This is a genomic window from Pseudoblastomonas marina (assembly GCF_034374265.1).
Lineage (GTDB): Bacteria > Pseudomonadota > Alphaproteobacteria > Sphingomonadales > Sphingomonadaceae > Alteriqipengyuania_A > Alteriqipengyuania_A marina.
In genome coordinates this window covers 1786774-1807246 of sequence record NZ_CP139718.1, presented here as the reverse complement: position 1 = coordinate 1807246, position 20473 = coordinate 1786774, and the positions used below count along the sequence as shown (strand labels likewise).

General features: G+C 64.7%; 22 protein-coding genes. 20 read left to right on the top strand and 2 right to left on the bottom strand.

Going from position 1 to position 20473, the window contains the following annotated elements; translation table 11 throughout:
* Nucleotides 1-56: 56 nt before the first annotated feature.
* Genes T8S45_RS09000 through T8S45_RS08990 form a run of 3 tightly spaced genes read left to right on the top strand, consistent with a single transcriptional unit; the run spans nt 57 to nt 4287 of the window.
* Nucleotides 57-1205, top strand: coding sequence for an HlyD family secretion protein (locus T8S45_RS09000; RefSeq protein WP_375545964.1), 1149 nt, complete (start codon nt 57-59; stop codon nt 1203-1205).
* A 3-nt stretch (nt 1206-1208) separates the two neighbouring features.
* Complete coding sequence (locus T8S45_RS08995; protein WP_215227340.1) at nt 1209-2762, top strand: DHA2 family efflux MFS transporter permease subunit; 1554 nt, start codon at nt 1209-1211, stop codon at nt 2760-2762.
* Between the two features lie 37 nt (nt 2763-2799).
* Nucleotides 2800-4287, top strand: coding sequence for an efflux transporter outer membrane subunit (locus tag T8S45_RS08990; RefSeq protein WP_259963215.1), 1488 nt, complete (start codon nt 2800-2802; stop codon nt 4285-4287).
* Nucleotides 4288-4401: 114 nt separating this feature from the next.
* Here the strand turns inward: T8S45_RS08990 and T8S45_RS08985 are convergent, their stop codons facing one another.
* Both T8S45_RS08985 and T8S45_RS08980 read right to left on the bottom strand, forming a co-directional pair.
* The gene (locus T8S45_RS08985) at nt 4402-4620 is read right to left on the bottom strand and encodes a helix-turn-helix transcriptional regulator (RefSeq protein ID WP_259963214.1); all 219 of its coding nucleotides are present in this window, start codon (nt 4618-4620) and stop codon (nt 4402-4404) included.
* Nucleotides 4613-5104 carry a hypothetical protein gene (locus T8S45_RS08980; RefSeq protein WP_322293465.1) on the bottom strand — a complete coding sequence of 164 codons (492 nt, stop codon included), beginning with the start codon at nt 5102-5104 and terminating at the stop codon, nt 4613-4615. Before T8S45_RS08980 ends, T8S45_RS08985 begins: the two co-directional genes overlap by 8 nt.
* A 367-nt stretch (nt 5105-5471) precedes the next feature.
* Here T8S45_RS08980 and T8S45_RS08975 point away from each other — a divergent pair, with 367 nt between their 5' ends.
* From T8S45_RS08975 to T8S45_RS08895, 17 genes are read left to right on the top strand one after another with little or no spacing between them, the layout of a single operon-like run.
* On the top strand, nt 5472-5804 hold the full coding sequence (locus T8S45_RS08975) for a hypothetical protein (protein ID WP_322293464.1): 333 nt from the start codon (nt 5472-5474) through the stop codon (nt 5802-5804).
* Nucleotides 5805-5835: 31 nt separating this feature from the next.
* Nucleotides 5836-6123 carry a type IV conjugative transfer system protein TraL gene (gene traL, locus T8S45_RS08970; protein WP_006834208.1) on the top strand — a complete coding sequence of 96 codons (288 nt, stop codon included), beginning with the start codon at nt 5836-5838 and terminating at the stop codon, nt 6121-6123.
* Nucleotides 6124-6135: 12 nt separating this feature from the next.
* Nucleotides 6136-6705, top strand: coding sequence for a type IV conjugative transfer system protein TraE (locus tag T8S45_RS08965; RefSeq protein WP_322293463.1), 570 nt, complete (start codon nt 6136-6138; stop codon nt 6703-6705).
* The gene (locus tag T8S45_RS08960; protein ID WP_322293462.1) at nt 6702-7517 is read left to right on the top strand and encodes a type-F conjugative transfer system secretin TraK; all 816 of its coding nucleotides are present in this window, start codon (nt 6702-6704) and stop codon (nt 7515-7517) included. The genes T8S45_RS08965 and T8S45_RS08960 overlap by 4 nt, the downstream gene beginning before the upstream one ends.
* Complete coding sequence (locus tag T8S45_RS08955; protein WP_322293461.1) at nt 7517-8833, top strand: TraB/VirB10 family protein; 1317 nt, start codon at nt 7517-7519, stop codon at nt 8831-8833. Before T8S45_RS08960 ends, T8S45_RS08955 begins: the two co-directional genes overlap by 1 nt.
* On the top strand, nt 8830-9702 hold the full coding sequence (locus T8S45_RS08950) for a DsbC family protein (RefSeq protein WP_322293460.1): 873 nt from the start codon (nt 8830-8832) through the stop codon (nt 9700-9702). The genes T8S45_RS08955 and T8S45_RS08950 overlap by 4 nt, the downstream gene beginning before the upstream one ends.
* Nucleotides 9699-10271, top strand: coding sequence for a hypothetical protein (locus tag T8S45_RS08945; protein ID WP_322293459.1), 573 nt, complete (start codon nt 9699-9701; stop codon nt 10269-10271). The genes T8S45_RS08950 and T8S45_RS08945 overlap by 4 nt, the downstream gene beginning before the upstream one ends.
* Nucleotides 10268-12811, top strand: coding sequence for a type IV secretion system protein TraC (traC, locus tag T8S45_RS08940; protein ID WP_322293458.1), 2544 nt, complete (start codon nt 10268-10270; stop codon nt 12809-12811). Before T8S45_RS08945 ends, traC begins: the two co-directional genes overlap by 4 nt.
* Nucleotides 12808-13188: a hypothetical protein gene (locus T8S45_RS08935; RefSeq protein ID WP_322293457.1), complete on the top strand. Its 381-nt coding sequence runs from the start codon at nt 12808-12810 to the stop codon at nt 13186-13188. The genes traC and T8S45_RS08935 overlap by 4 nt, the downstream gene beginning before the upstream one ends.
* Nucleotides 13189-13222: 34 nt before the next feature.
* The gene (locus T8S45_RS08930) at nt 13223-13567 is read left to right on the top strand and encodes a TrbI F-type domain-containing protein (protein WP_322293456.1); all 345 of its coding nucleotides are present in this window, start codon (nt 13223-13225) and stop codon (nt 13565-13567) included.
* Entirely contained in the window at nt 13564-14085 is a 522-nt protein-coding gene (locus T8S45_RS08925) for a S26 family signal peptidase (protein WP_322293455.1), read from the top strand. Before T8S45_RS08930 ends, T8S45_RS08925 begins: the two co-directional genes overlap by 4 nt.
* Nucleotides 14082-14720 carry a type-F conjugative transfer system protein TraW gene (traW, locus tag T8S45_RS08920; RefSeq protein WP_082835680.1) on the top strand — a complete coding sequence of 213 codons (639 nt, stop codon included), beginning with the start codon at nt 14082-14084 and terminating at the stop codon, nt 14718-14720. The genes T8S45_RS08925 and traW overlap by 4 nt, the downstream gene beginning before the upstream one ends.
* Nucleotides 14717-15730, top strand: a complete 1014-nt coding sequence (gene traU / locus T8S45_RS08915; RefSeq protein ID WP_050599555.1) for a conjugal transfer pilus assembly protein TraU — start codon at nt 14717-14719, stop codon at nt 15728-15730. Before traW ends, traU begins: the two co-directional genes overlap by 4 nt.
* On the top strand, nt 15727-16479 hold the full coding sequence (trbC, locus tag T8S45_RS08910) for a type-F conjugative transfer system pilin assembly protein TrbC (protein WP_050599554.1): 753 nt from the start codon (nt 15727-15729) through the stop codon (nt 16477-16479). Before traU ends, trbC begins: the two co-directional genes overlap by 4 nt.
* Nucleotides 16476-18209 (top strand): conjugal transfer protein TraN, encoded by a 1734-nt coding sequence (locus T8S45_RS08905; protein ID WP_067695815.1) that lies wholly within the window; start codon nt 16476-16478, stop codon nt 18207-18209. The genes trbC and T8S45_RS08905 overlap by 4 nt, the downstream gene beginning before the upstream one ends.
* Nucleotides 18206-19036: a conjugal transfer protein TraF gene (locus T8S45_RS08900; protein WP_230833605.1), complete on the top strand. Its 831-nt coding sequence runs from the start codon at nt 18206-18208 to the stop codon at nt 19034-19036. Before T8S45_RS08905 ends, T8S45_RS08900 begins: the two co-directional genes overlap by 4 nt.
* Nucleotides 19026-20462 (top strand): conjugal transfer protein TraH, encoded by a 1437-nt coding sequence (locus T8S45_RS08895; protein WP_160726843.1) that lies wholly within the window; start codon nt 19026-19028, stop codon nt 20460-20462. Before T8S45_RS08900 ends, T8S45_RS08895 begins: the two co-directional genes overlap by 11 nt.
* Nucleotides 20463-20473 lie beyond the last annotated feature (11 nt).

Here is a 20473-nt window from a genome sequence, read left to right as displayed (position 1 = left end):
AAAGGCCTTTCGTATTTTATTTTGACCGCTATATCGCTCGTGCAACGGGCCAAACGATGGCGAGGAGCGAAATTACCATGGCGGACGAGACAGCAGGCGATAGCGATCAAGGCGAACGTCCGAAGGGGTTGTCCAGTCCGCGGGTCCGGCTTGGTCTGCTGATCGCCGTCATTCTGGTCCTGCTCGCCGGGGGCTACTGGTATTACAATCATCAGACGTACGGCCGATTCCAGCAGTCCACCGACAACGCTTATATCGCCGCCGACAGCGTCATCATCTCCCCCAAAATTGCCGGCTATGTCGAGCGCGTACTGGTGACTGAGAATCAAACGGTTGCGTCGGGCGATGCACTTGTGCAGCTGGACGTGCGGGATTATCGCGCCCAGACGAACCAGGTCGAAGCCCAGATCGCGGCGTCGCTCGCCGGAGCTGATACGGTTCGCGCACAACAGCGAGAGCAGGATGCGGCTATCGAGCAGGCCCGTGCCCAACTTGCCGCGGCATCTGCGCAGGCCGGTCTGGCTGCGGAGCAGGTTGCGCGTTATCGCCCCCTTGCCGCTTCCGGAGCGGAGCCGCGCGAAAGGCTCGACCAGCTGCAGGCCCAGGCCAGAGAAGCGCAAGCCCAGGTCGCGGCGGCGCGCGCCGCGCTCACGGCTGCACAGCGGCGGCAAGGCACGCTGGGCGAACAGATAGACCAAGCCAATTCGCAAGCCAACGCAGCTCGTGCGCAGCTTGAGGCGGCCCGCCTGAACCTGTCGTCGACCACGCTCAGGGCGAGCATTTCCGGGCGGGTGGGTGACCTCACGGTCCGGCCCGGACAATTTGTCCAGCCCGGCCAGCGCCTGATGAGCGTGGTTCCCACCGACCGTCTTTATGTGACGGCGAATTTTAAGGAAACGCAGCTCGGCCTCGTCCGCCCCGGGCAACCCGTCACCCTGGAAATCGACGCGCTGCCCGATCTCGAGTTATCGGGGAGAGTGGAAAGCATCGCCCCCGGGACCGGGGCGGAATTCTCGATCCTGCCTCCGCAAAACGCGACGGGCAATTTCACCAAGATCGTTCAGCGCGTCCCGGTCCGCATATCCATTCAGGCTTCTTCCGAAGTCCTGCGTCTGCTGGTGCCGGGCATGTCCGTTGTCGCCAGCGTTGATACCCGCGGCGCCAGAGACGAACTCGATTCGATCCGCAACGCGGCCAGAGACTGACCGATGGCAGGTGCCTCTGCTGCGGTTGCTCCGCCGGTCGAGAAGGCCGATGCCACGGCCTGGATCGCCGTAGCCGCCGGTGCACTCGGCGCGATGCTGGCAACGCTCGACATCTCGATCGTCAATTCCGCGCTGCCGACGATACAGGGAGAAATCGGCGCGACCGGAACCGAGGGCACGTGGATTGCGACAGCTTTCCTTGTAGCCGAAATCATCATCATCCCTCTGAGTGCATGGCTGGAAAGACTGCTCGGCCTTCGAACTCTGCTCATCGTCGCCGTTTCCGCCTTTACGGCCTTTTCGGTGTTGTGCGGCATTGCCACCGATTTGACGACCATGATCATCGGCCGCACCGGTCAAGGATTCATGGGAGGCGCGCTGATTCCCACCGCCATGACCATCGTGGCGAAGCGGCTGCCTCCATCGCAGCAACCCATCGGAATGGCGCTGTTCGGGATGACGGTGGTCCTTGGTCCGGTCATGGGGCCGCTCGTCGGGGGCTGGCTTACGGAGAACCTGAGCTGGCACTACGCTTTCTTCGTCAACGTGCCCGTCTGCGCCTTGCTCCTGGCTCTGCTCTTCATCGGGCTGCCCCACGAAAAACCTGACTGGGTCTACCTGCGCGAGGCGGATTGGGCAGGCATCGTGGGTATGATCCTTGGCCTTGGCGGGCTGACCGTCGTTCTGGAAGAAGGTCACCGTGAGGAATGGTTCGAATCCACACTGATCGTGCAGCTCACGTTGATGACGATCGTCGGCTTCGCGCTTCTGACTTACGGACAGCTGTATGCACGCAAGCCAGTGCTCAAATTGCGCCTGATGCTCAGCAGGCAGTTTGCCAGCGTCGTGGTCATGGCGCTGGCACTCGGCATGGTCATGTATGGCTCGACCTACGTGATCCCGCAATTTCTTGCGATAATCTCCGACTACAATGCCTTGCAGACTGGGTTCGTAATCTTCTGGATGGGTGTTCCGGCCTTCCTGCTGATGCCTGTGCTGCCCTTCATGATACGAAGGATTCACATCCGGATTGCGGTCGGCGTGGGCATGTTCATCATGGCGCTAAGCTGCTTCGTCAGCATCAATCTGACAGCGGCATCGGGAGGTGGAGTGTTCACCGAAAGCCAATTCCTGCGAGGCATCGGCATGATCCTCACGATGATGTTCCTCAATCAGGCGACGGTAGCTTCGGTTGCCAAGGAGGATGCCGGCGATGCTTCCGGGATTTTCAACGCTGCGCGAAACCTCGGCGGTTCGTTCGCGCTCGCGGGGCTTGCCTCGTTCCAGGATCAGCGCCTGTGGCATCATAGTCGGCGCATGGAAGAAACCCTCAACGCCAACAGCCCCCGGCTACAGGAATACCTGGACGGCATGACGGCGTCGCTGGGCAGCCCACAGGCCGCGCTGGAGATGCTTTCCGGCATCATTCAGCGCGATGCGTTCGTAATGACCTACAACGATGTGTTTTTCGCCATGGGCGCGATTACCCTGGCCACGGTGCCGCTGGTACTGTTCCTCAAGCCTCTCCCGAAGAACGTATCCCTTTCGATGCACTGAGAACTCTATGCGCAAGACCCTAACTCTCCTCGCTCCCATGGCGCTCCTCACGGGTTGCATGTCCGGTCCCGACTATGCCGGTCCCCCGCAACCTGCGACCGCCGCAAGCGACGCGTTCGCACGGGCCGGCCCCGAAATCGATCCGTCAGCGCCGATTGCCGGCGACTGGTGGACGCTGCTCGGCGATCCGGTCCTCAATGATCTGGAAGCACGCGCGCTGGCCGGCAATCCGGGCGTGGCCGCGGCGCGCGCTCGCATCGAACAGGCAAGGGCTTCTGTCCGCCAGGAGCGCGCCAACCGGCTGCCCGCCGTGGCTGCGCAGGCGACTGCGATCCAGGCGAAGATTCCAGGTCTGGATATCGGCAGCGGCCCGCCCGCGGGATCGCCCGGCGCTCCTGCAGACACCGAAGAGCAGGACAGCCTCAGCGTTTACAACGTCGGGCTCAATGCAAACTGGGAGATCGATTTCGCAGGGGGGCAGGCACGGCGTGTCGAGATGGTCAACGCTCAGGCTGCGGCCTCGGTGGCGAACGCCGAGGATTCGAAAGTTCAGCTCGCCGCTGAAGTCGCGCGGGCTTATGTGAGCCTGCGGGAAGCGCAGGGGCGGCTCGAGCTCGTCCAGCGCGAGCGTGAGTTGCAGCAGCAAACTCTCGAATTGACCTATCAGCGCTATACGCAGGGCGCTCTCGCGCTATTCCCGGTCGGCAACGCGAACGCCGAGCTCGAATTGCTCAACTCGCAGATCGCGGAAGCGCAAGCGGACATCGATGTGTTCAAGGACACGCTCGCGGTGCTTACGGGCGAAGCGCCCGGAGCACTCGACGGGCTCCTGACGGCTCAGGCCGAAATTCCGCTTCCCCCCGAACGGGTCGCGGTGGGTGATCCCGCCGCGCTGATAGCGCGGCGGCCGGATGTTCGTGCCGCGGAACGAACGCTCGCGGCGGCGAATGCGCGCATCGGAGTGGCGGAGGCCGCTCGCTTCCCCAAGCTTTCATTCATGGGCATACTCGGTTTGGGCGGATCGCAGCCGGATGACATCTTTGATCTCGGCAATCTGTCAGCGATCGCCTTGCCGAGGCTACAGTGGAACCTGCTTGATTTCGGCCGCACGGCAGCATCGATCGATCAGGCCGAGAGTGCGCGCGACGAGGCCGAAGCACGCTATGTTGAAGTGGTCCTCGGCGCACTGCGCGATGCCGAACAATCGCTTGCCCGGTTCGGGCAGCAACGAGCCAACGTAGCCGCGCTGGCGCAAATCAGTCGACAGGCCGACACGGCTGCGGAGCTTAACGAGCAACGCCGCGCAGCGGGGGTAATCTCGCAGGGCGAGCTCAACACTTCGATCCGCCAGCGCGAACAGGCCAGAGCAAATCTCGATCGGGCGATCGCCGCCATGACAAATGGCTGGATCGCGATCCAGAAGTCCTTGGGACTGGGATGGGCCAATTTGCCTGCAGGCCAGACCACGGTGGTTGAGTCGGCCACAGTCGATCGAGATAGGGCTGGGCGATCGAACTCAAATTGAGTTCGTCGGTTTGCTTTGGTAGATCTCGGGCGCGCGGTTTCCAAGCCTAGCTGCGGCGAATAGTTATGCTGGTGGTGATGGCGCATTCATCCGATCGTAACGACTGCTATCTGTCTACCTCTTGAGTTGGCTCTCGACCCAAGCAATTATGTCTTCCTCCCCCCATGCGACCGCATAGCCACCCAACTGCACCGGCTTTGGAAACTTACCCTCGCTCATCCAGCGATAGATCGTCGAACGGCCGAGGCCGACACGGTGCTGTACTTCGGGCAGACGAATGAGACGGGTGACCCGGCGGGTTTCGGTCGCTCCCTTGTCGATCTCCTCACCCACGATGGCCTCCTTCGACACCGGCAAAGACATCGCCAAGCAGGACGTCCTTGCGTTCGAGTTCATCGATGTGGTCGGAGAGCAGCCGTGCAACACGATGAGCGGTGCCCTTAGCCCAGCGCGGCTTCACATCGTGAACCTGGTTGCCCAAGACACGCTCGAGCGCTGAAGGCAGTTCGCCAGAAAAGTCCTCGAAGAACTGCGCGAGGTCTGATTGCAGCCAGGCGATCGCGTGATCTCCGCTGCTGACAAGGAAAAGAAGCAGGTGGGCGTGCGGCGCGACACCGCTCGCAGCGAGAATGCGCAAGGCTTCACCGAGGCTGGCTGAGCGTTCGCCGGCAAGGACGCGGCGCAGGGCATCTTTATGGATCTGCGCGTCGCGCGCGATGTCGCAGCGGGCACGGCCGCTGGTTTCGACAGCTGCTACAAGCAGCCGGGCGAGATCGGCGCGAACCTGTTGTTCGGCAAAGAGCGCCATGTTGGTCATCGACGAATCCTTTTCTCAAGATGTGATCGACTCACCGGCTAACCGCGAAGGAAGCCTGTAGGAAAACGAAAAGAACATCTAGAGAACATAGAGGAAGGGACGAATCAGCTTCCTTCGATGATTCGCGCGAATTCCGTCCGCACCAGCGCAGATCGCGGCTCGCATCGCTCAGAAGCCGGCACAGTCGGCGCTGCTCCGCGATCAGCCTGCGCGAATCCCGTCCATTGCCCCTTCAGATGTCGCTTTCTGTTTGGTCGGCAGCCCCAAAATCCAGTTCCCGATTTCCTACAGCCCGGCTCCCGGGAGAGGAAAGAACATACAGCGAACGTATCGCTGGCTGATGTTCAATCCCTCGGAGTTTCCATCCATGACCACCAAGACTGCCCTTCCGGTCCAGCAGCGCATGCCCAACCGTGCACGCGGCCGCGACTACATTCTTCCCGCCTGCGTGGCGCTGGCCTGCGCCGGTGCCGCCTTCGCCGGCGCCGACACCACCTTCGATCCCGCGCTGACCAAGTTCACCGACTTCCTTGAAGGCTCGGGCGGCAAGATCATCACCGTGCTCAGCCTTGCGGGCGGTCTGATCGGTCTCGCCTCGGGGCGCTTCTCGCTCGGCCAGGTCGCGGTGCCGGTCGGCGTCGGGATCGGTGTCGGCACCGGCGTGCCGATCGTCACCTCGGTCGTGACCGCGGTCATCTGATCAGCGGATCCGGTCACGACAGGAGGGCGGCATGGCCGACAGGTACCTCGTTCCACGGCGGCTCGACGACCCGGAGCTCATCGGCTTCTGGACCATCGACGAGTTTGCAGGGATTCTCATTCCCTTCGCCTGGGGCATTCTCTCGCAGCATATCTTCATCGGTATCGGCCTGGCCGCCGGGGCCTGGCTTGCCTTGCGGAAGGCAAAGGCACGCGGCGCCGGTTCGGCACTGGTGCATGCTGCGTACTGGTATCTGCCCGGGAGCTTTCTCGGGTTGAAGGCCACGCCGCCCTCCCACTGCCGCCTGTTGGCGGGCTGAGGAAGGCAAACCATGCGAGCAGAATTCGCGCACGAACAGGCGCAGACTTACCTCCGGCAACGTAACCGCTTTGCCGTGCTGGCGGGTGGTCTGGGCCTGACCACGCTGGTCTGCCTCGGCGCCGCGGTAACCCGCGACGAACAGGTTGTGCTGGTGCCGATTACCTCCGAGCGGATCACCGTCTCGAGCGGCGGGATCGACGCGCCCTATCTCGAACTTGTCACCCGCGACACGGCGCTGATGCTGCTCAACCGGGCGCCCGAAAGCCTCGACTACTGGATGGCGAACATCCTGAAGCTCGCCGATCCCGCCGCGCACGGCCGCCTCAAGGCCGAGCTTATCAGAATCGTCGAGGAACAGCGCGGCTCGGACATCAGCCAGGCCTTCGTGATCGCGGAAATGCATGTCGATCCCAAGGCCCTGACCTCGACCGTCACCGGCACGCTCAAGACCTTTGTCGGCGCGCAAGTAATCGCGAGCCAGCGCCGCTCCTTCCGTTTCCGCTGGTCGAAGCGTGGCCTCAGCCTCGCGCTCGCCGGCTTCGAACAACTCCCCACCGACAAGGAGGAACCAGGCCAATGAGCCTTCTCCCATCCCCCCTCGCTGCTGCGCTTGCCGGAACCGGCCTTGCCTGTTTCGCGATCGGCGCGACAAGGCGCCCCGATCCCGGGCTCAAGCTGACCGGCCTCGCCGTACTTGCCTTCGCGCTCGCGCCGGTCCCGGCGCATGCCGACCAGTTCGTCGAAGCGGCCGACAACGCAACCATCGAGTGCGAGCTCGCCCGCGGCGAACTCACCCGGATTGCGCTCATCGATGACGGCTTTGCCAATGTCTCGAAGATCGCGAGCGGCTTTCCCTACAACGACTTCCAGGTGACGCACGAGCCGGTGCGCGGAGACATCTATATCTCCGTGCCGCTGCAATTTGCCGCTGCCCGGGTCAGCTTCTTTGCGACCAGCAAGGCGGGCTATGTCTACAAGTTCGCCTGCCGCCTCGGCGGCGAGGAAGCGACCCAGCTCTTCATCACCAATCCCGCGCTCGCTAAATCCGCAGCTACCGAATGGGAGACCAAGACCGGACCTGAGGACGCCGCGATCCGCCTGATCGAGGCGATGGCGAGCGATGCCGTCCTGCCCGGGTTCACCGCTCGCGCTGAACTGTCTGCTCCGCGCCGTACCGGCGGGATCGAGGTCCAGCTTGTCGCCGAATACCAGGGCGATGAACTGACCGGACAGCGCTTCCTCGTGCGCAACCTCGGCCAGGAGAGCCTCGCGCTTGGCTCCGAGCGCGAAGGTCCCGCAGGCGCACTCGCCTTTGCCTATGGCCGCGATGCACTCGCTCCCGGTGAAGCGACCAGTGCCTTCCTTGTCTTTGCCAAGGGAGGGCTCGACTGATGGCCGAGGCAACACAGAAGGACGCCGAAAAGAGGCCTCTGCCGGGCTCGCCGGAAGCGCGAGAAAGCGGACGGCGCAACCTCAATTCGCAGATCGCGCAGCGCCAGAAGATGCTGCTCGCCGGGATAGGGGCCATCGCGATCATCGGCGGCGGCATGTTCATCTTCGGCGGCGACGGCGACGAGGGCGGCACCGATGCCAATGGTGCTGCAACGATCGACACCGGCGGCCTCGTCAATCGCAACCTCTCGCAGCGCGAGTTCGTCGCGAGCTACGGTAACCGGCTCGATGCACAGGGCCGCGCGATCAAGGATCTCCAGCAGGCCCAGCTGCCGCGCCCCGAGATCGAACAGGAGCTCGAAGCCCTGCGCAGCGAGAACGCGCAGATGCGCTCCGACGGCCAGGCGGCGATCGACGCGATCTCGGCCGAGAATGCCAATCTGCGATCACAGCTGAGCGAAGCTGCGAAGGCACCTGCCGCCGCGCCGCCACTGCCACCGCCACCTGCCTATGGACCCGGCGTCGGCACCGGCGGAGCTGTCCAGCCACCGCAAGGAGCGCCGGAAACGCAAGGCGGACAGCTCAGCCTGATGAGCTTCAGCGCGGAGACGGGCAAGGACGGCAAGCCGCGTGCGGCAGAGACTGCGCCAGCCTTGTTGCTCGAAGCGAGCCGCGATTACCTTCCGCCCAACAGCTACGCACCGGCAACGGTCATCGTGGGTGTCGATGCCTCGACCGGCGTTGCCAGCCAGAGCGATCCGCTTCCCGTGGTGCTCCGGATCACCGGTCCGGCCCGCTCGGTGATGCGCGGCAACAAACTGCTCACCACCGATATCACCGGCTGCCTCGTCAATGGCGCGGCGCGCGGCGATCTCTCGGCGGAGAAGGTCTACGTCAAGCTGGTGCGCATGACCTGCGCGCAACCCGGTGGGCGCTTCGCGGTGAGCGAGGTCAAGGGGTTCATCTCCTTCGCCGGAAAGTCGGGCGTGCGCGGCCGCGTGGTCAGCCGCGAAGGCAGCCTTGTCAGCCAGGCGCTGCTCGCCGGGATTGTGGGCGGCTTCGGCCGCGGATTTTCCGCCAACGCCAACGGCATTTTTACCGGCCAGGTCGGCGCCAACGGTCAGCGCGAGGCGCTGTCGCCGACCGACATCCTCGCCGGTGGCTTTGGCCAGGGTGCCGGCGAAGCCGCCGACACCGTCAGCCGATACCTCATCGAACGCGCCGAACAATACCAACCCGTCGTCGAGATGCCGACCGGCATCGAGGTCGAGATCGTCTTTCTCGACGGCGTCCACGTCAGGAGCCCCTCCAAATGAACTACAATGACTCGCCGCCAAGCCTGAAGGCGCGCGCCGCCCACCTTGCCCTTGCCCTCTCGAGCGCCGCCGCCGTGCTGACGCTCGGCGTCTCGGCCGTCACCGCTGTGCCTGCGAGCGCTGCCGGGATGGCCCGCGATGTCGCGCAGGCACTGAAACTGCGGCTGCCCAAGACCCCGATCGATGCGATCAGCTGCGACACGCTTGGCCCCTGGTGCGAAGTCGTCTCGGGCGACACGCTGTTCTACATCGACGAGACCGCTCGCTACCTGTTCGTGGGCCGTCTCTACGACATGGAAGAGCGGCGCGACGTGACCGCCGCCCGCCTGCTCGAACTCAATCCCGACCTGCTTGCGGCCGGTGCGGCACGCGTAGCGAGCGATGCGCCGGCGGGACGCGACGAAGCGCCTGTGCAGGCGGCCGCCAGCCATGTCGACCTCTCGTCGCTTCCAGCTGCCGGCGCGATCCATTGGGGCAACCCCAAGGGCGAACGCCTGGTCGTCTTCTCGGATTTCCAGTGCGGCTACTGCCAACGCCTGACCGCTGAACTCGCCAAGGCCAAGGTCCATGTCGAAGAGCGACCGATCTCGATCTTTGGCGCGGCAAGCCGCAAGATTTCCGAGGCAGTGCTGTGCGCTAAGGATCCGGCAAAGGCGCTGCATGCAGCCTACGCCGGCCAGGCTCTGGCGACTGATAAGACCTGCAAGGAGGCCAAGGCACTCGATGCCAACGAAGCCTTCGCGAAGGCCAACGGGTTTGCCGGAACTCCGGTCATCGTGCGCGCCCGCGATGGGGCGGTGCTTCATGGCTACCGGGATGCCGCGGCGATCCGCCGCTTCGTCGCCGAGGGCAAGGGAGAGGCGCAATGAGCCGGCTTCCGATCCTTCGCGCCGGAGTGCTCGCTGCGCCGCTCCTCTTTGCCAGTGGCTGCGCCAGCCTTGGCGGCAACGTAAAAGGCAGCTTTGCCTGCCGCGCTCCCGAAGGGACCTGCGCGCCGACTTCCGCGATCGATGCCGGGGCGACCGGCATCCAAAAGGCCAGCACGTCTGACGCGCATTGGACGGTGACCCCGACCGGCGAAGCGGTTCGCCGCCTGCAGGTCGTGCTGACAGGATACCGCGATGCGGCGGGCCGCGACCATGAGGCGCGCGTCGTTCACCTGACGCTGCCCGAACAGGCAGGGACAGGCTGGCGCGCGCCGCAGGGCCGCCGCGAAGTCCTGCGCTCGCTGGCATCGACCATTGCCGCGACCCGCGAGGGCAACCCCGCAACCGATTTCCAACCAACAGACACATTGCCGGAACAGCTGTTCATCCCCTCGCAGCCCGTTCCGGCGATGCCCGGCGCTGACGCGCCGGAACCCGGGGGACCTGGCTCGTTTTCCCCTCCCCGCGAGCCGGTCCCCCACCCTGACATGACCGAAGGAGAGAGCCGGTGACGCTATCCCTTGCTGCCGCGCGCGACGCACTCTCGCGGGGCCTGTTTGCCGACACGGCTCGGCCTGAGAAGCCGCAGGCGCATTTCGGGCTCGACATGCTCTCGGACTGGCTGCCCTACCGGGTCTATGACGAGGGGGCGAAGCTCTACCGCAACGCCCGCTCGAAGGGCTTCGTGCTCGAAGTCACCCCGCTGATCGGGGCCGACGAACGCACCGGCGAGATCCTTGGCCAGTTCTTCTCCGAAGGTCTGCCGCACGGCGCCTGCCTCCAGGTCCTGAACTTCGCATCGCCGCGGATCGGCAGCGTGGTCGGCCCCTGGTTCGCTCCGCGCTACGAGCAGGGCGGGATCTACGAGGCTATCGCCAGGGCGCGCACCAGGCGCCTTTACGATCTCGTCTGGAGCTCGGGCTCGGCGCATGCGCCCTTCCATGCCCGCAACGTCCGGCTGATCGTCTCGCTGGGCGTGCCGGTGCCCGGCAGTGTGACCGATGCCCAACTCTCCGAATGCCGCGAAGGGCTGATGGGCATGCTCCATTCGCTCGGCCTGCACGCGCAAGAGCTGCGTCCGGGCGGATTGCTGGCGCTGATCGACGAGCTTACTTCGCCGACCACCGCGCACGAGACCGACATCCATGCGTGGAACCCGCACGATACGCTTCAGTCCCAAGCGATCCGCCGCGACATCGAACTCGAGGTCGGCGACGATCGCCTGATCCTCAGGACCGAGCGCTTTCGCGAGACGGGCCGAGACGAGGAGGGCAATCCTGAAGTCGGCGAATGCTATCCTGACCATTTCGACGTGCGGCATTATGCCGTGCGCTCTACCCCTGAGCGCTGGGCACCTTGGGAATGCGCGCGGCTCATCGGCGACATGTTCACCGACAAGCTGCGCTTCCCCTGTCCAACGGCGACCATGCTGTGCCTGGTCTACCCCGACCAGGAAGCCGCCTCGGCGCGCGCGGGCTTCAAATTCATGCGCACCACCAGTCTCAGCCAGACCAAGAGCGCGCGCTTTCTTCCCAAGCTTGCCGAACAGTCGGCCGAGTGGCGCCACGTCCAGGCCGAACTCCAAGCCGGCAAGAAGCTCGTCAAGCTGTTCTACGGGCTCACCAGCATCTCGCCGCTCGGCCAGGGCGACGCGCATGAACGCATCATCAAGGCGATCTACAAGGCAGCGGGCTGGGATTTGGCCGACGAGCGCTTCCTCCAGCTGCAGGGCCTCGTCGCTGCCTTTCCCTTGAGCCTCGCCGATGGCCTCGCCGACGACATGGCGCGGTTGAAGCGCCTCAAGACCATGCTCTCGACGACAGCGGCGCATATCGCGCCGATGCAGGGGGAATATCTCGGCGGCGTGATCCCGCACCTCCTGCTCGTCGGCCGCCGCGGCCAGCCCTTCTGGTGGTCGCCGTTCGAAAACACTGCGGGCAATCACAATATCGCTATCTGCGGCAAGTCGGGTTCGGGCAAGTCGGTGCTGCTGCAGGAGCTCTGCGCCGCCTTGCGCGGCGCGGGCGCCAAGGTCGTGGTGATCGACGACGGGCGCAGCTTCGAGCATTCGGTCAAACTGCAGGGCGGACGCTTCGTCGAGTTCACGCTCGCCTCGGGCTTTTCGCTGAACCCCTTCTCAATGGTCGATGATGCCCGCGCGCACGAAGACGAGGATTACCGCCTCGACTGCTTTGCCATGATCAAAGCGATCGTCGGCCAGATGGCGCGTCCGGGTACCGCGCCGAGCGACACCGAACGCGGACTGATCGACCGGGCCGTAACCGCGACCTGGGAAGCCCTGGGAAGCGGCGCATCGGTCGACGATGTCGCGCATGCGCTCCATGGCTCGGAGAACGAGGCGGGCCGCGATCTCGCCACCGCGATTGCGCCCTTCTGCCGCGGTGGTAGCTACGGCGGGTTCTTTGCAGGCAAGGCGAGCTTCGCGCTCGACGATGATTTCACCGTCTTCGAGATGAGCGATCTCGCGTCCCGTGAGGAACTGCGCAGCGTCGTCCTTTCGGCGATCATGTTCATGACCAGCCAGGCGATGACCCGCTCGTCGCGAGCAACCAAGAAGCTGCTGCTGATCGACGAGGCCTGGGCCATGCTCAAGGGAGGGTCGATGGGCGAGTTCGTCGAGACCTACGCCCGCACCGCTCGCAAATATGGCGGCGCGCTCGCCACCGCGACCCAGTCCCTCAATGATTATTACAAGTCCGACGGCGCGCGCGCCGCGCTCGAGAACAGCGACTGGATGCTGGTGCTTCAGCAGAAGGCCGAGACGATCGCCGATTTCAGGGCGAACGCGCGGCTCGACATGGACGACCGCACCGAGACGCTGATCCGCAGCCTCAAGCGTTCGGGGACCGAGTACAGCGAGGTCTTCATCAAGGGTCCCGAGACCGAGGCGGTTGGCCGGCTCGTGCTCGATCCCTTCTCGGCCACGATCTACTCCTCCGATCCCGACACCTATGCCGCGATCCAGGACTGCGAGCGGCGCGGACACAGCCTCGCCGATGCCATCCGCATCGTGGCGGGAGGCGGACAATGATGGTCTCGCACCTCGTCGACCGGACCCCTCCGGCCAACCTCCGCAGCCTGCTGCCGTTCCTGCAGGGGAGCTGCTTCGTCCTCATCGAGACCGCACGCTTTGCCGCGACTTCGCTGCTGATCGTGCTGGGATTGCCGCTTGCGCTCTTCCTGTTCGTTGCGGGCTGGGACCTTGGCGGCCTCTTCACCCAGCTCGCCAATCTGTCGGACCGCTACCTCGAAGCCGACGGGCTGCGCCGCAGCCTGTTCAGCCAGGACCTCAAGGGCTGCTTCCTCATCCTGACAGGCGCTGTGACGCTGTTTCGCATGCCGCGCTTCCTGAAACGGCTCGCGGCCGATCTCGACAACCATCCGGCCCGGGAGGCGAACCGTGACTGACACGCGCAGATTACAATCTTTTAATCGCCCGGTGGTGCTCAGAATTCTTGGCGTGCTCGCGCTCGTGGTCGCACTGCTCTGGGCAGCCTGGGTCAGCCGCGAACTGTCCGAGCCGCGCCAGCAGATCGTCACCGTCCGGCTTGCCGAGACCATCGCGGCTTTCGTCGATGCCGAAGCGCGCGGGGCACAGAATCCCGAAGCCAGTCAGGCGCGCGTGCTCGCCTTCCTCCAGGCGTCCGAACGCGCTGTTGCGGAAATGGGGACCGATGGCCGCGTGGTGCTGGTCGGCGAAGCGGTGCTCGCAGGCGATGCCCCCGATGCGACCGATGAACTGCGCGTGCGGATCGCCCGCCAGCTTGAGCAGGGAGGCGGTCAGTGACGCACTTTGCCGCTCGTCTTGTCCGCACGATCAAACGGCCGTTTGTCCTGACCGGACTGGTGTTGCTGCCACTCGGATGGGGCGCGGTCGACGCCTTCGCGAAAGACCATGCCTTCCTCATCAATGCCAGCCCGAGCCTGCCCAACTGGGCTTTCTGGCTCGACAAGCATGCGCGGATCGAGCGCGGCAGCCTGATCTTCTTCGAGCCGCCGGCCAGCAGACTCGTTGAAGTGCATTTCGGAAAAGGCGCGCAGCTCTTCGGCAAACGGGTGCTGGGCGTGCCGGGCGATGTCGTGAGCCACCGCGGTCACGAGGTCTTCATCAACGGTCGCAAGATCGCCGCGCGGCTCGATGAGACCCGTCTCGGCATTGCGCTTCAAAAAGGCCCCGAAGGCCCGATCCCCGAGGGCTGCTTCTACACCGGGACCAGCCATCCCCGCGGCCTCGACAGCCGCTACGCCGAGATCGGCTTCGTCTGCCGCGGCCAGATCCTGGGCAGCGGGAGGGCGATCCTGTGAGCAAGCTCATCCTCCCTGCAGCGCTACTTGCAGTCCTGCTCTGCCCTGCCGAGGTGCTGGCGCGCGACTATGGCCAGCGCGGCACGGTGTTTCCCGTGATCGAACGCGACCTCCTCGAGCAGATTCATTCGCGCCTGACCCAGATGGAACGTTCGGGGGAGACCGCGCGGCTCAATGAAGACCTGAAGCGCCGCACGATCGCGCGCGTGAACCGGCCCGACCCCGTCGCCGGAATCGTCCGGGCCAGCGAAGCCCGTCGCTGGCAATTTGATCCGACGATCACGCTCGCTGCCGATATCCGCGGGGCAAAAGGCGAGCTGATCCATGCCGCTGGCACGAGGGTCAATCCGCTCGACAGCGTGCAGCTACGCGCCGAACTTCTCTTCCTCGACGGCGACGATCCCGACCAGCTCGCCTGGGCGCTCAAGCAGGCCGCCAATGCCAAGCTGATCCTGGTGAAGGGTGCGCCGCTCGAGCTGATGAAGGCCCGCCAGCGCCGCTTCTATTTCGACCAGGGCGGCAAGCTCACGGAAAGGTTCGGGATCAGATCGGTGCCCGCACGCGTGCGCCAGCAGGGCCGCCTGCTCGAGATCAGCGAAATCGCGCTGCCACCGAAAAGGAGGACGGCCCAATGACGCACTTAAGAAAGCTGGCGCTCATGCTGGCCGCCATTCTTGGTCTCGCCACTGCAACGCCCGCGATGGCCGATGCCGGTCCGGGACGCTGCACCGGAAGCTTTGTCAACCCGATCACCGACATCTGCTGGTCGTGCCTGTTCCCGATCTCGATCGGCGGGCTGGACATCTGGCCCTCGAGCCGGCCCGATCCCGATAACCCCGACCTGCCGGTGTGCCTGTGCGGTCTGAGGCCCGGAATTGCGATGGGCTTCTGGGAGCCCGTGCGGCTTGCCGATGTCAGCATGAAGCCGTGGTGCTTCGTGAACCTCGGCGGCATGAAGCTCGATCCCGGCTTCGATATCGGCTTCCGCTCGATCTCGGGTCCATCAGCAGTGGGCGGCGCGAGCCAGTATTATTCGAGCTGGCACGTCCACTGGTATGCCTATCCGCTGATCTACTGGATGGAGATCGTCGCCGATTTTCTGTGCCTGGAATCGGGCTCGATCGACATCCTCTACATCTCCGAGATCGATCCGCTGTGGCAGGATTCCGAGCTCACCGCGATCATCAACCCCGAGGCCGTGCTCTTCGCCAACCCGCTGGCGCTCGCTGCCTGTGCGGCCGACTGCGTCGCCTCGACCGCGAAGCTGCCGATCGACGAGATGTTCTGGTGCGCGGGCTGCCAGGGGTCGATGTACCCGATGAACGGCAATGTCTCGGCCAGCATAGGCCACGTCCAGGCCTCGCGCCTCGTGCTTTCGCGCTTTGCCTACAAGCTCCACCGCGAACTCGTCTCGTGGGGGACGATGGGGTCCAAGGGCCTGTGCGGCAAATATTTGATGCCGGTGATGCGCAAGCAACAATACCGCTTCCAGGCCACCAACCCCAACCCGGCGACTTCGGGCCGTTACGCCTGCCCGCCCATCGGCGCCTCCACCACCTTTCAATCGGCCGGACAGGTCATTCCCGCCATCGGCGAAGACATGGGATACCTCGTCTGGCGCAAGCGGAACTGCTGCGCGCTATGAACAAGCACCTCCTCCTTTTGCCCGTCGGCCTTGCCGTCACTCTCGGTGGCCTCGCTCTCGCCCAGAGCGCGCCCGAAGGCATCGACCTTGAAGCGATCCGCGAGCGTGCGGCCGAACACGCCGACGATGCGCAGGCGCTCAGCACCAATGTCCGCCAACGCGCCGAGGCGCTGACCGAGGACGCACAGGCTATCCAGGCGCAAGCGCAGGCCAATCGCGCAGCCTATGCGGACAGCATCAAGGCAACCGAGACCGACGCCGTCCTCGACTTCGACGCCATGATCGCAGGGCAAGCCGCCGCAGAGAAGGCGTCGCTCGGGGGAACCCCGCGCTTCATTGCCTTTGCCAGCCTGTCGATGCCGCCCGAAGCGCTGAAAGCACTGGTCCACGACATGACCAGGGCGGGAGGCGTCACCGTGCTGCGCGGCTTCCCGCAAGGTAACAGCGAGGCATTCAAGAAGCGGCTCGCCGCCATCTGGAGCACCCGAGACGCGGCCGGTTCGCTCGGCATCGATCCAAGGCTGTTCCGCGCCTTCAACATCGAAGCTGCACCGAGCTTCATTATGCTGAGCACCGAGTTCAGTCCCTGCGACGGGTTCGATTGCACCAGCGAGGTGCCGCCGCACGACCGCATCGCCGGCAACATTAGCGTGGGCGAAGTCCTCGAGACCTTTGCCTCGGGCAAGGGTCCGGGCGCCGAACTTGCCCGCCTCCATCTGCGCCAGCTCTCCAGGGAGGAACGGCCATGACCGCCAAAACCCTCGCCCATCTCCTTGTGGCACTCGTCACCCTCACAAGCGCGGCTTCCATTCAGGCTCAGACCCGCGATGCGGCAAGGGCTGACGGGAAGTACTTTGCCACCGAGCTGCTGGGCGAAGCGCGCGAGGCAGCAACGACCAATCCCGACGCAGCACGCGTTCCCAATTTCGATCCGCAAGCGACGCGCGATCTGCAGGATCTTGCGCGCGATCCCGACCAGATCGAGACCCGCGCCCGCAGCGCCGCTACGACCAGCACGCCGATGCGGACGATCCGCGACAGCATGGCCAATCGCGCACGGTTCGAGCCGAACGAGATCGAGGACGTGATCGCGCGCAGCCTCGCCATCAACGAGACGCCGCTCGACTACACCAGCGGCATGGCAATTTCGGGCAGCCAGGGATCCTGCGTTCCGCTGCCGCCCGGTTCGGGCGCGGCGGGCACATATACCGCGACCTGCAATACGGGCACACGGATCGATCAGTCGGTTGGCCAATGCGCGGTACCACTCGTCGTCAGGGTCAGCCAGCAACCGCAGTATCATTACCTTTGCAGCCCATTGGGCAGCTTCAACCTATCAGGTGAGCCGGACTGCGAAGAGTTTTCGGGCGCTCTTTGCCGGGTGACCGGGCACCGCGATGGTCCTTGCTTGCAGTGGGGTTGGTCCGGTGGTCGCAAGTGGTGCACCGAGCCGGGCGATCCGCTTACCGAGCTGACCTGCGACGAACAGGTCGCAGGTCAGACGCCCTACCGCATTGCCAACGCTACCACCGTTACCACGACCCCGGACGAAAGCCAGTGCACAGGTTTTGCGGACAATAGCGATTGCACGCTGGACGCAGAGATCTGCACCGATACCGATCCGCAGACCCGCGTGGTCGATGGCGTCTCTGTCACAAAGCCCTGCTGGGAATGGCAGAGGAGCTACACCTGCATCGCGCGCGAAGCGGCGACCGATTGCTCCGACATCGAAAGCCAGGGCAGCTGTCGCTTTGTTCGCGAGGAATGCCTCACCGACGAAGACCCCTGCGAGACCTGGGAGCGCATCTACGAGTGCCCGCTTCCCGGGACCGACAGCTCCACCCAGTATGTCTGCGACGGCGATGTCTATTGCATCGACGGCAGCTGCGAGACGATCCAGCGCACCGCGAACGACGAGTTCAAGGATGCCGTCACCGCGCTCCATGCGATGGACGAGGCCCGCGGGCAGTTCGATCCCGAGACGCTGACGCTGTTCCGCGGCACGCGCAACACCTGCTCGTCCAAGGTCTTCGGCGTGCTCAACTGCTGCAAGGGCAAGGGTTTCCCGCTCATCCCCGGCATCAGCCTGCTGGTCGCGCTCGGCTGCAACCGCGAGGAAGTTCTGCTCCACGAACGCGATGCGCAGGGGCTGTGCGCCTACGTGGGGACCTATTGTTCGGACAAGTTCCTCGGCGTCTGCCTGACCAAGAAGAAGGTCTACTGCTGCTTCGAGAGCAAGCTCTCGCGGATCCTGCAGGAACAGGGTCGCCGCCAGCTGCGCAAGCCCTGGGACAAGCCCAAGGAAGAGCAGTGCGAGGGGTTCACGCTCGACGAGTTCGCCCGGCTCGACCTCAGCCAGATGGATTTCAGCGAAGTCTATGCCGAGTTCACCGAGGCTGCACGGCTCCCCGACGAGCTCGAGACCAGCATCCTCATCCAGCAGAAAATCGAAGATTATTACGCAAGGAGTGGCCAATGACGCGCCGCCAATCACTGCCGATGCTGGCCCTCCCAGCACTGGCCATGATTCTCGCTGCACTGCTCCCCGTTCGGGCAGCCGCCCAGGAAGCGCGCCAGGCAAAGCCAGCTGCTTCGGCAGACAGCCTCTACTGCGAGCAGCGCAGGCTCGGCTACTGGTTCTATTGCGTAAAGCCGGTGCCGGCAGACGAGCCGCAGATGGCGCAGCCACCAGCCCAGGTGACCGCCACGCAGGAGCTGGACGCGGTCACGGGGGAACTGCGCGAACTCAAGGCGCGCGCGATCCTCTATCCGACGCCGGAAAACGTCACCGCCTATATCCGCTTCCAGCGTGCCCAGCTCGACCGGGCTTCGCTGTTCTCCGATGTCTGGCAACGCGCGATTTGGCAGGATCCCGAGCTCGACTACACGCTCGAACGACCGGTCGGCGCACTCGCCAAGAAGCAATGGCAGGACGCGCGCGCTGCCGACCGCGACGCGGTGATGGCCAGGCTCTCCGAACGCTATGGACTGTTCTACTTCTTCGCCCAGACCTGCGGCGCCTGCGAAGTGATGAGCCCGATCGTGCGCTCGGTGGCGGACCGCTGGCATATCACGGTCCGGGCGATCTCGACCGATGGCGGGCCGTCCAGGCACTTCCCCGACTACAAGGTCGAAAGCGGCCAGCGGCCCCGCATGGGGCTCGAACCCGGCATCACCCCGGCGCTCGTGCTTTGGGACAGCGTGGCCAGGCGCCCGATCCCGATCGGATACGGCGTGCTCTCGGCCGACGAGCTGCAGGACCGCATCTACCTCCTCACCTCGAAGGAAGCCGGACATGATTACTAGCATCCGCAATGCGGCGCTCACCATAGCTGCCGCCAGCATGGTCGCGTCCCCCGTCGCCGCAAACGTCGGCGACAGCATGGACCGCTTCATGGACGACATGGGCGCTGCGGCCAATGTCACCGGGCCGAGCGCATTCGAAGGACAGTCGGCGGGCTATTACAGCCTCGGCAATGTCTGGACGCGCTTCCCGCAGAAGACGACCAGCATCGCCAACCTCCAGCTGCCGCGTGCCCGCGCAGGTTGCGGCGGCATCGATATCTTCGCCGGGTCCTTCTCCTTCATCAACGCGAGCGAGATGGTCGCGCTGTTGAAGGCCGTCGCGAACAATGCGGTGGGGTTCGCCTTCAGCCTCGCGATCGATACCGTCTGCCCCGAGTGCTCAAAGATCATGCAGGAGTTCAGCCAGAAGGCGCAGCTCATGAACAATCTCTCGATCAACTCCTGCGAGATGGCGCAGGGGCTGGTCGGCGGCGTCTGGCCCAAGGGCGATCTCGCCGACAAGGCGATCTGCGAAGCGATCGGCAATTCCGAAGGTATCTTCACCGACTATGCTGCCGCCAAACACGGTTGCGGCACCAGGGGTCAGCGCGCCTCGACCAATGAGAGCGCCGGCGCCGACTATGCCGACGTCAATCCCGGTGTACCGCGCAATTACACCTGGCATGTCCTCAAGCAGAGCGCCTTCTTCAACCCTGGTGGCACCTTCGACCGCGACCTCGCCGAGTATGCGATGACGCTCATCGGCACGGTGATCTACGTGCCGCCCCGCGATGACGAACCAGGCAAGTTCGTGCCTTTCGCAGGCGATGCCTCCTCGACGCTGGTGACCGCGCTGCTCGACGGGACGCAAGGCCAGTCGGTGCGGGTGTTCCAGTGTGACGAGCCCGACCAGTGCCTCAACCCCACTTTCCAGCAGATGAGCCTCACGAGCGCGAAGGCCATCCGGCCCCGCGTTGCCCAGCTCATCGGCAGCATGGTCGAGGCCATCCGCAGCGACACAGCGATCGGCGACGAGGAGAAGGAGCTGCTCCAGGTGGCATCGGTGCCGCTCTACAAGATCCTCACCGTGCAGGCGGCCTATGGACGCGGGATGGCAACCGACGACCGCGACACGCTGGCCGAGATCGCCAGCATCGATCTTCTCTATGCCATCCTCGAACGCATCACAGCCGAGGCCGGACGCTCGATGGCGAGCTTCATTGCGGCCGATGAAGCGAAACTCGCGATCTGGCGCGCTCAGGTCGCGGAAGTCCGGTCAAGCCTCGCCCAGAGGCAAGCGACCGGACAGGCGCGGGTCTCCGCGATCATGCAGATCATCGAGAAGACCGCGATGATCGAGAACATGCTCGCCGCCTCGATGTCGCCATCGATGGCCGCCGCGCTCGACTGGTCGCGCGGGATGCAGTCCCGCTCCATCGTTCCATAAGGGTGAGGCAG

Bases quoted from the DNA above. Each gene is read 5' to 3' on its own strand.
- traU (WP_050599555.1), top strand. From the start codon at position 14,717: ATGACGCACTTAAGAAAGCTGGCGCTCATGCTGGCCGCCATTCTTGGT.
- T8S45_RS08945 (WP_322293459.1), top strand. From the start codon at position 9,699: ATGAGCCGGCTTCCGATCCTTCGCGCCGGAGTGCTCGCTGCGCCGCTC.
- traL (WP_006834208.1), top strand. From the start codon at position 5,836: ATGGCCGACAGGTACCTCGTTCCACGGCGGCTCGACGACCCGGAGCTC.
- T8S45_RS08905 (WP_067695815.1), top strand. From the start codon at position 16,476: ATGACCGCCAAAACCCTCGCCCATCTCCTTGTGGCACTCGTCACCCTC.
- T8S45_RS08990 (WP_259963215.1), top strand. From the start codon at position 2,800: ATGGCGCTCCTCACGGGTTGCATGTCCGGTCCCGACTATGCCGGTCCC.
- T8S45_RS08980 (WP_322293465.1), bottom strand. From the start codon at position 5,104: ATGACCAACATGGCGCTCTTTGCCGAACAACAGGTTCGCGCCGATCTC.
- T8S45_RS08955 (WP_322293461.1), top strand. From the start codon at position 7,517: ATGGCCGAGGCAACACAGAAGGACGCCGAAAAGAGGCCTCTGCCGGGC.
- T8S45_RS08900 (WP_230833605.1), top strand. From the start codon at position 18,206: ATGACGCGCCGCCAATCACTGCCGATGCTGGCCCTCCCAGCACTGGCC.
- T8S45_RS09000 (WP_375545964.1), top strand. From the start codon at position 57: ATGGCGAGGAGCGAAATTACCATGGCGGACGAGACAGCAGGCGATAGC.
- T8S45_RS08950 (WP_322293460.1), top strand. From the start codon at position 8,830: ATGAACTACAATGACTCGCCGCCAAGCCTGAAGGCGCGCGCCGCCCAC.
- T8S45_RS08975 (WP_322293464.1), top strand. From the start codon at position 5,472: ATGACCACCAAGACTGCCCTTCCGGTCCAGCAGCGCATGCCCAACCGT.
- T8S45_RS08935 (WP_322293457.1), top strand. From the start codon at position 12,808: ATGATGGTCTCGCACCTCGTCGACCGGACCCCTCCGGCCAACCTCCGC.
- trbC (WP_050599554.1), top strand. From the start codon at position 15,727: ATGAACAAGCACCTCCTCCTTTTGCCCGTCGGCCTTGCCGTCACTCTC.
- T8S45_RS08995 (WP_215227340.1), top strand. From the start codon at position 1,209: ATGGCAGGTGCCTCTGCTGCGGTTGCTCCGCCGGTCGAGAAGGCCGAT.
- T8S45_RS08965 (WP_322293463.1), top strand. From the start codon at position 6,136: ATGCGAGCAGAATTCGCGCACGAACAGGCGCAGACTTACCTCCGGCAA.
- T8S45_RS08960 (WP_322293462.1), top strand. From the start codon at position 6,702: ATGAGCCTTCTCCCATCCCCCCTCGCTGCTGCGCTTGCCGGAACCGGC.
- T8S45_RS08895 (WP_160726843.1), top strand. From the start codon at position 19,026: ATGATTACTAGCATCCGCAATGCGGCGCTCACCATAGCTGCCGCCAGC.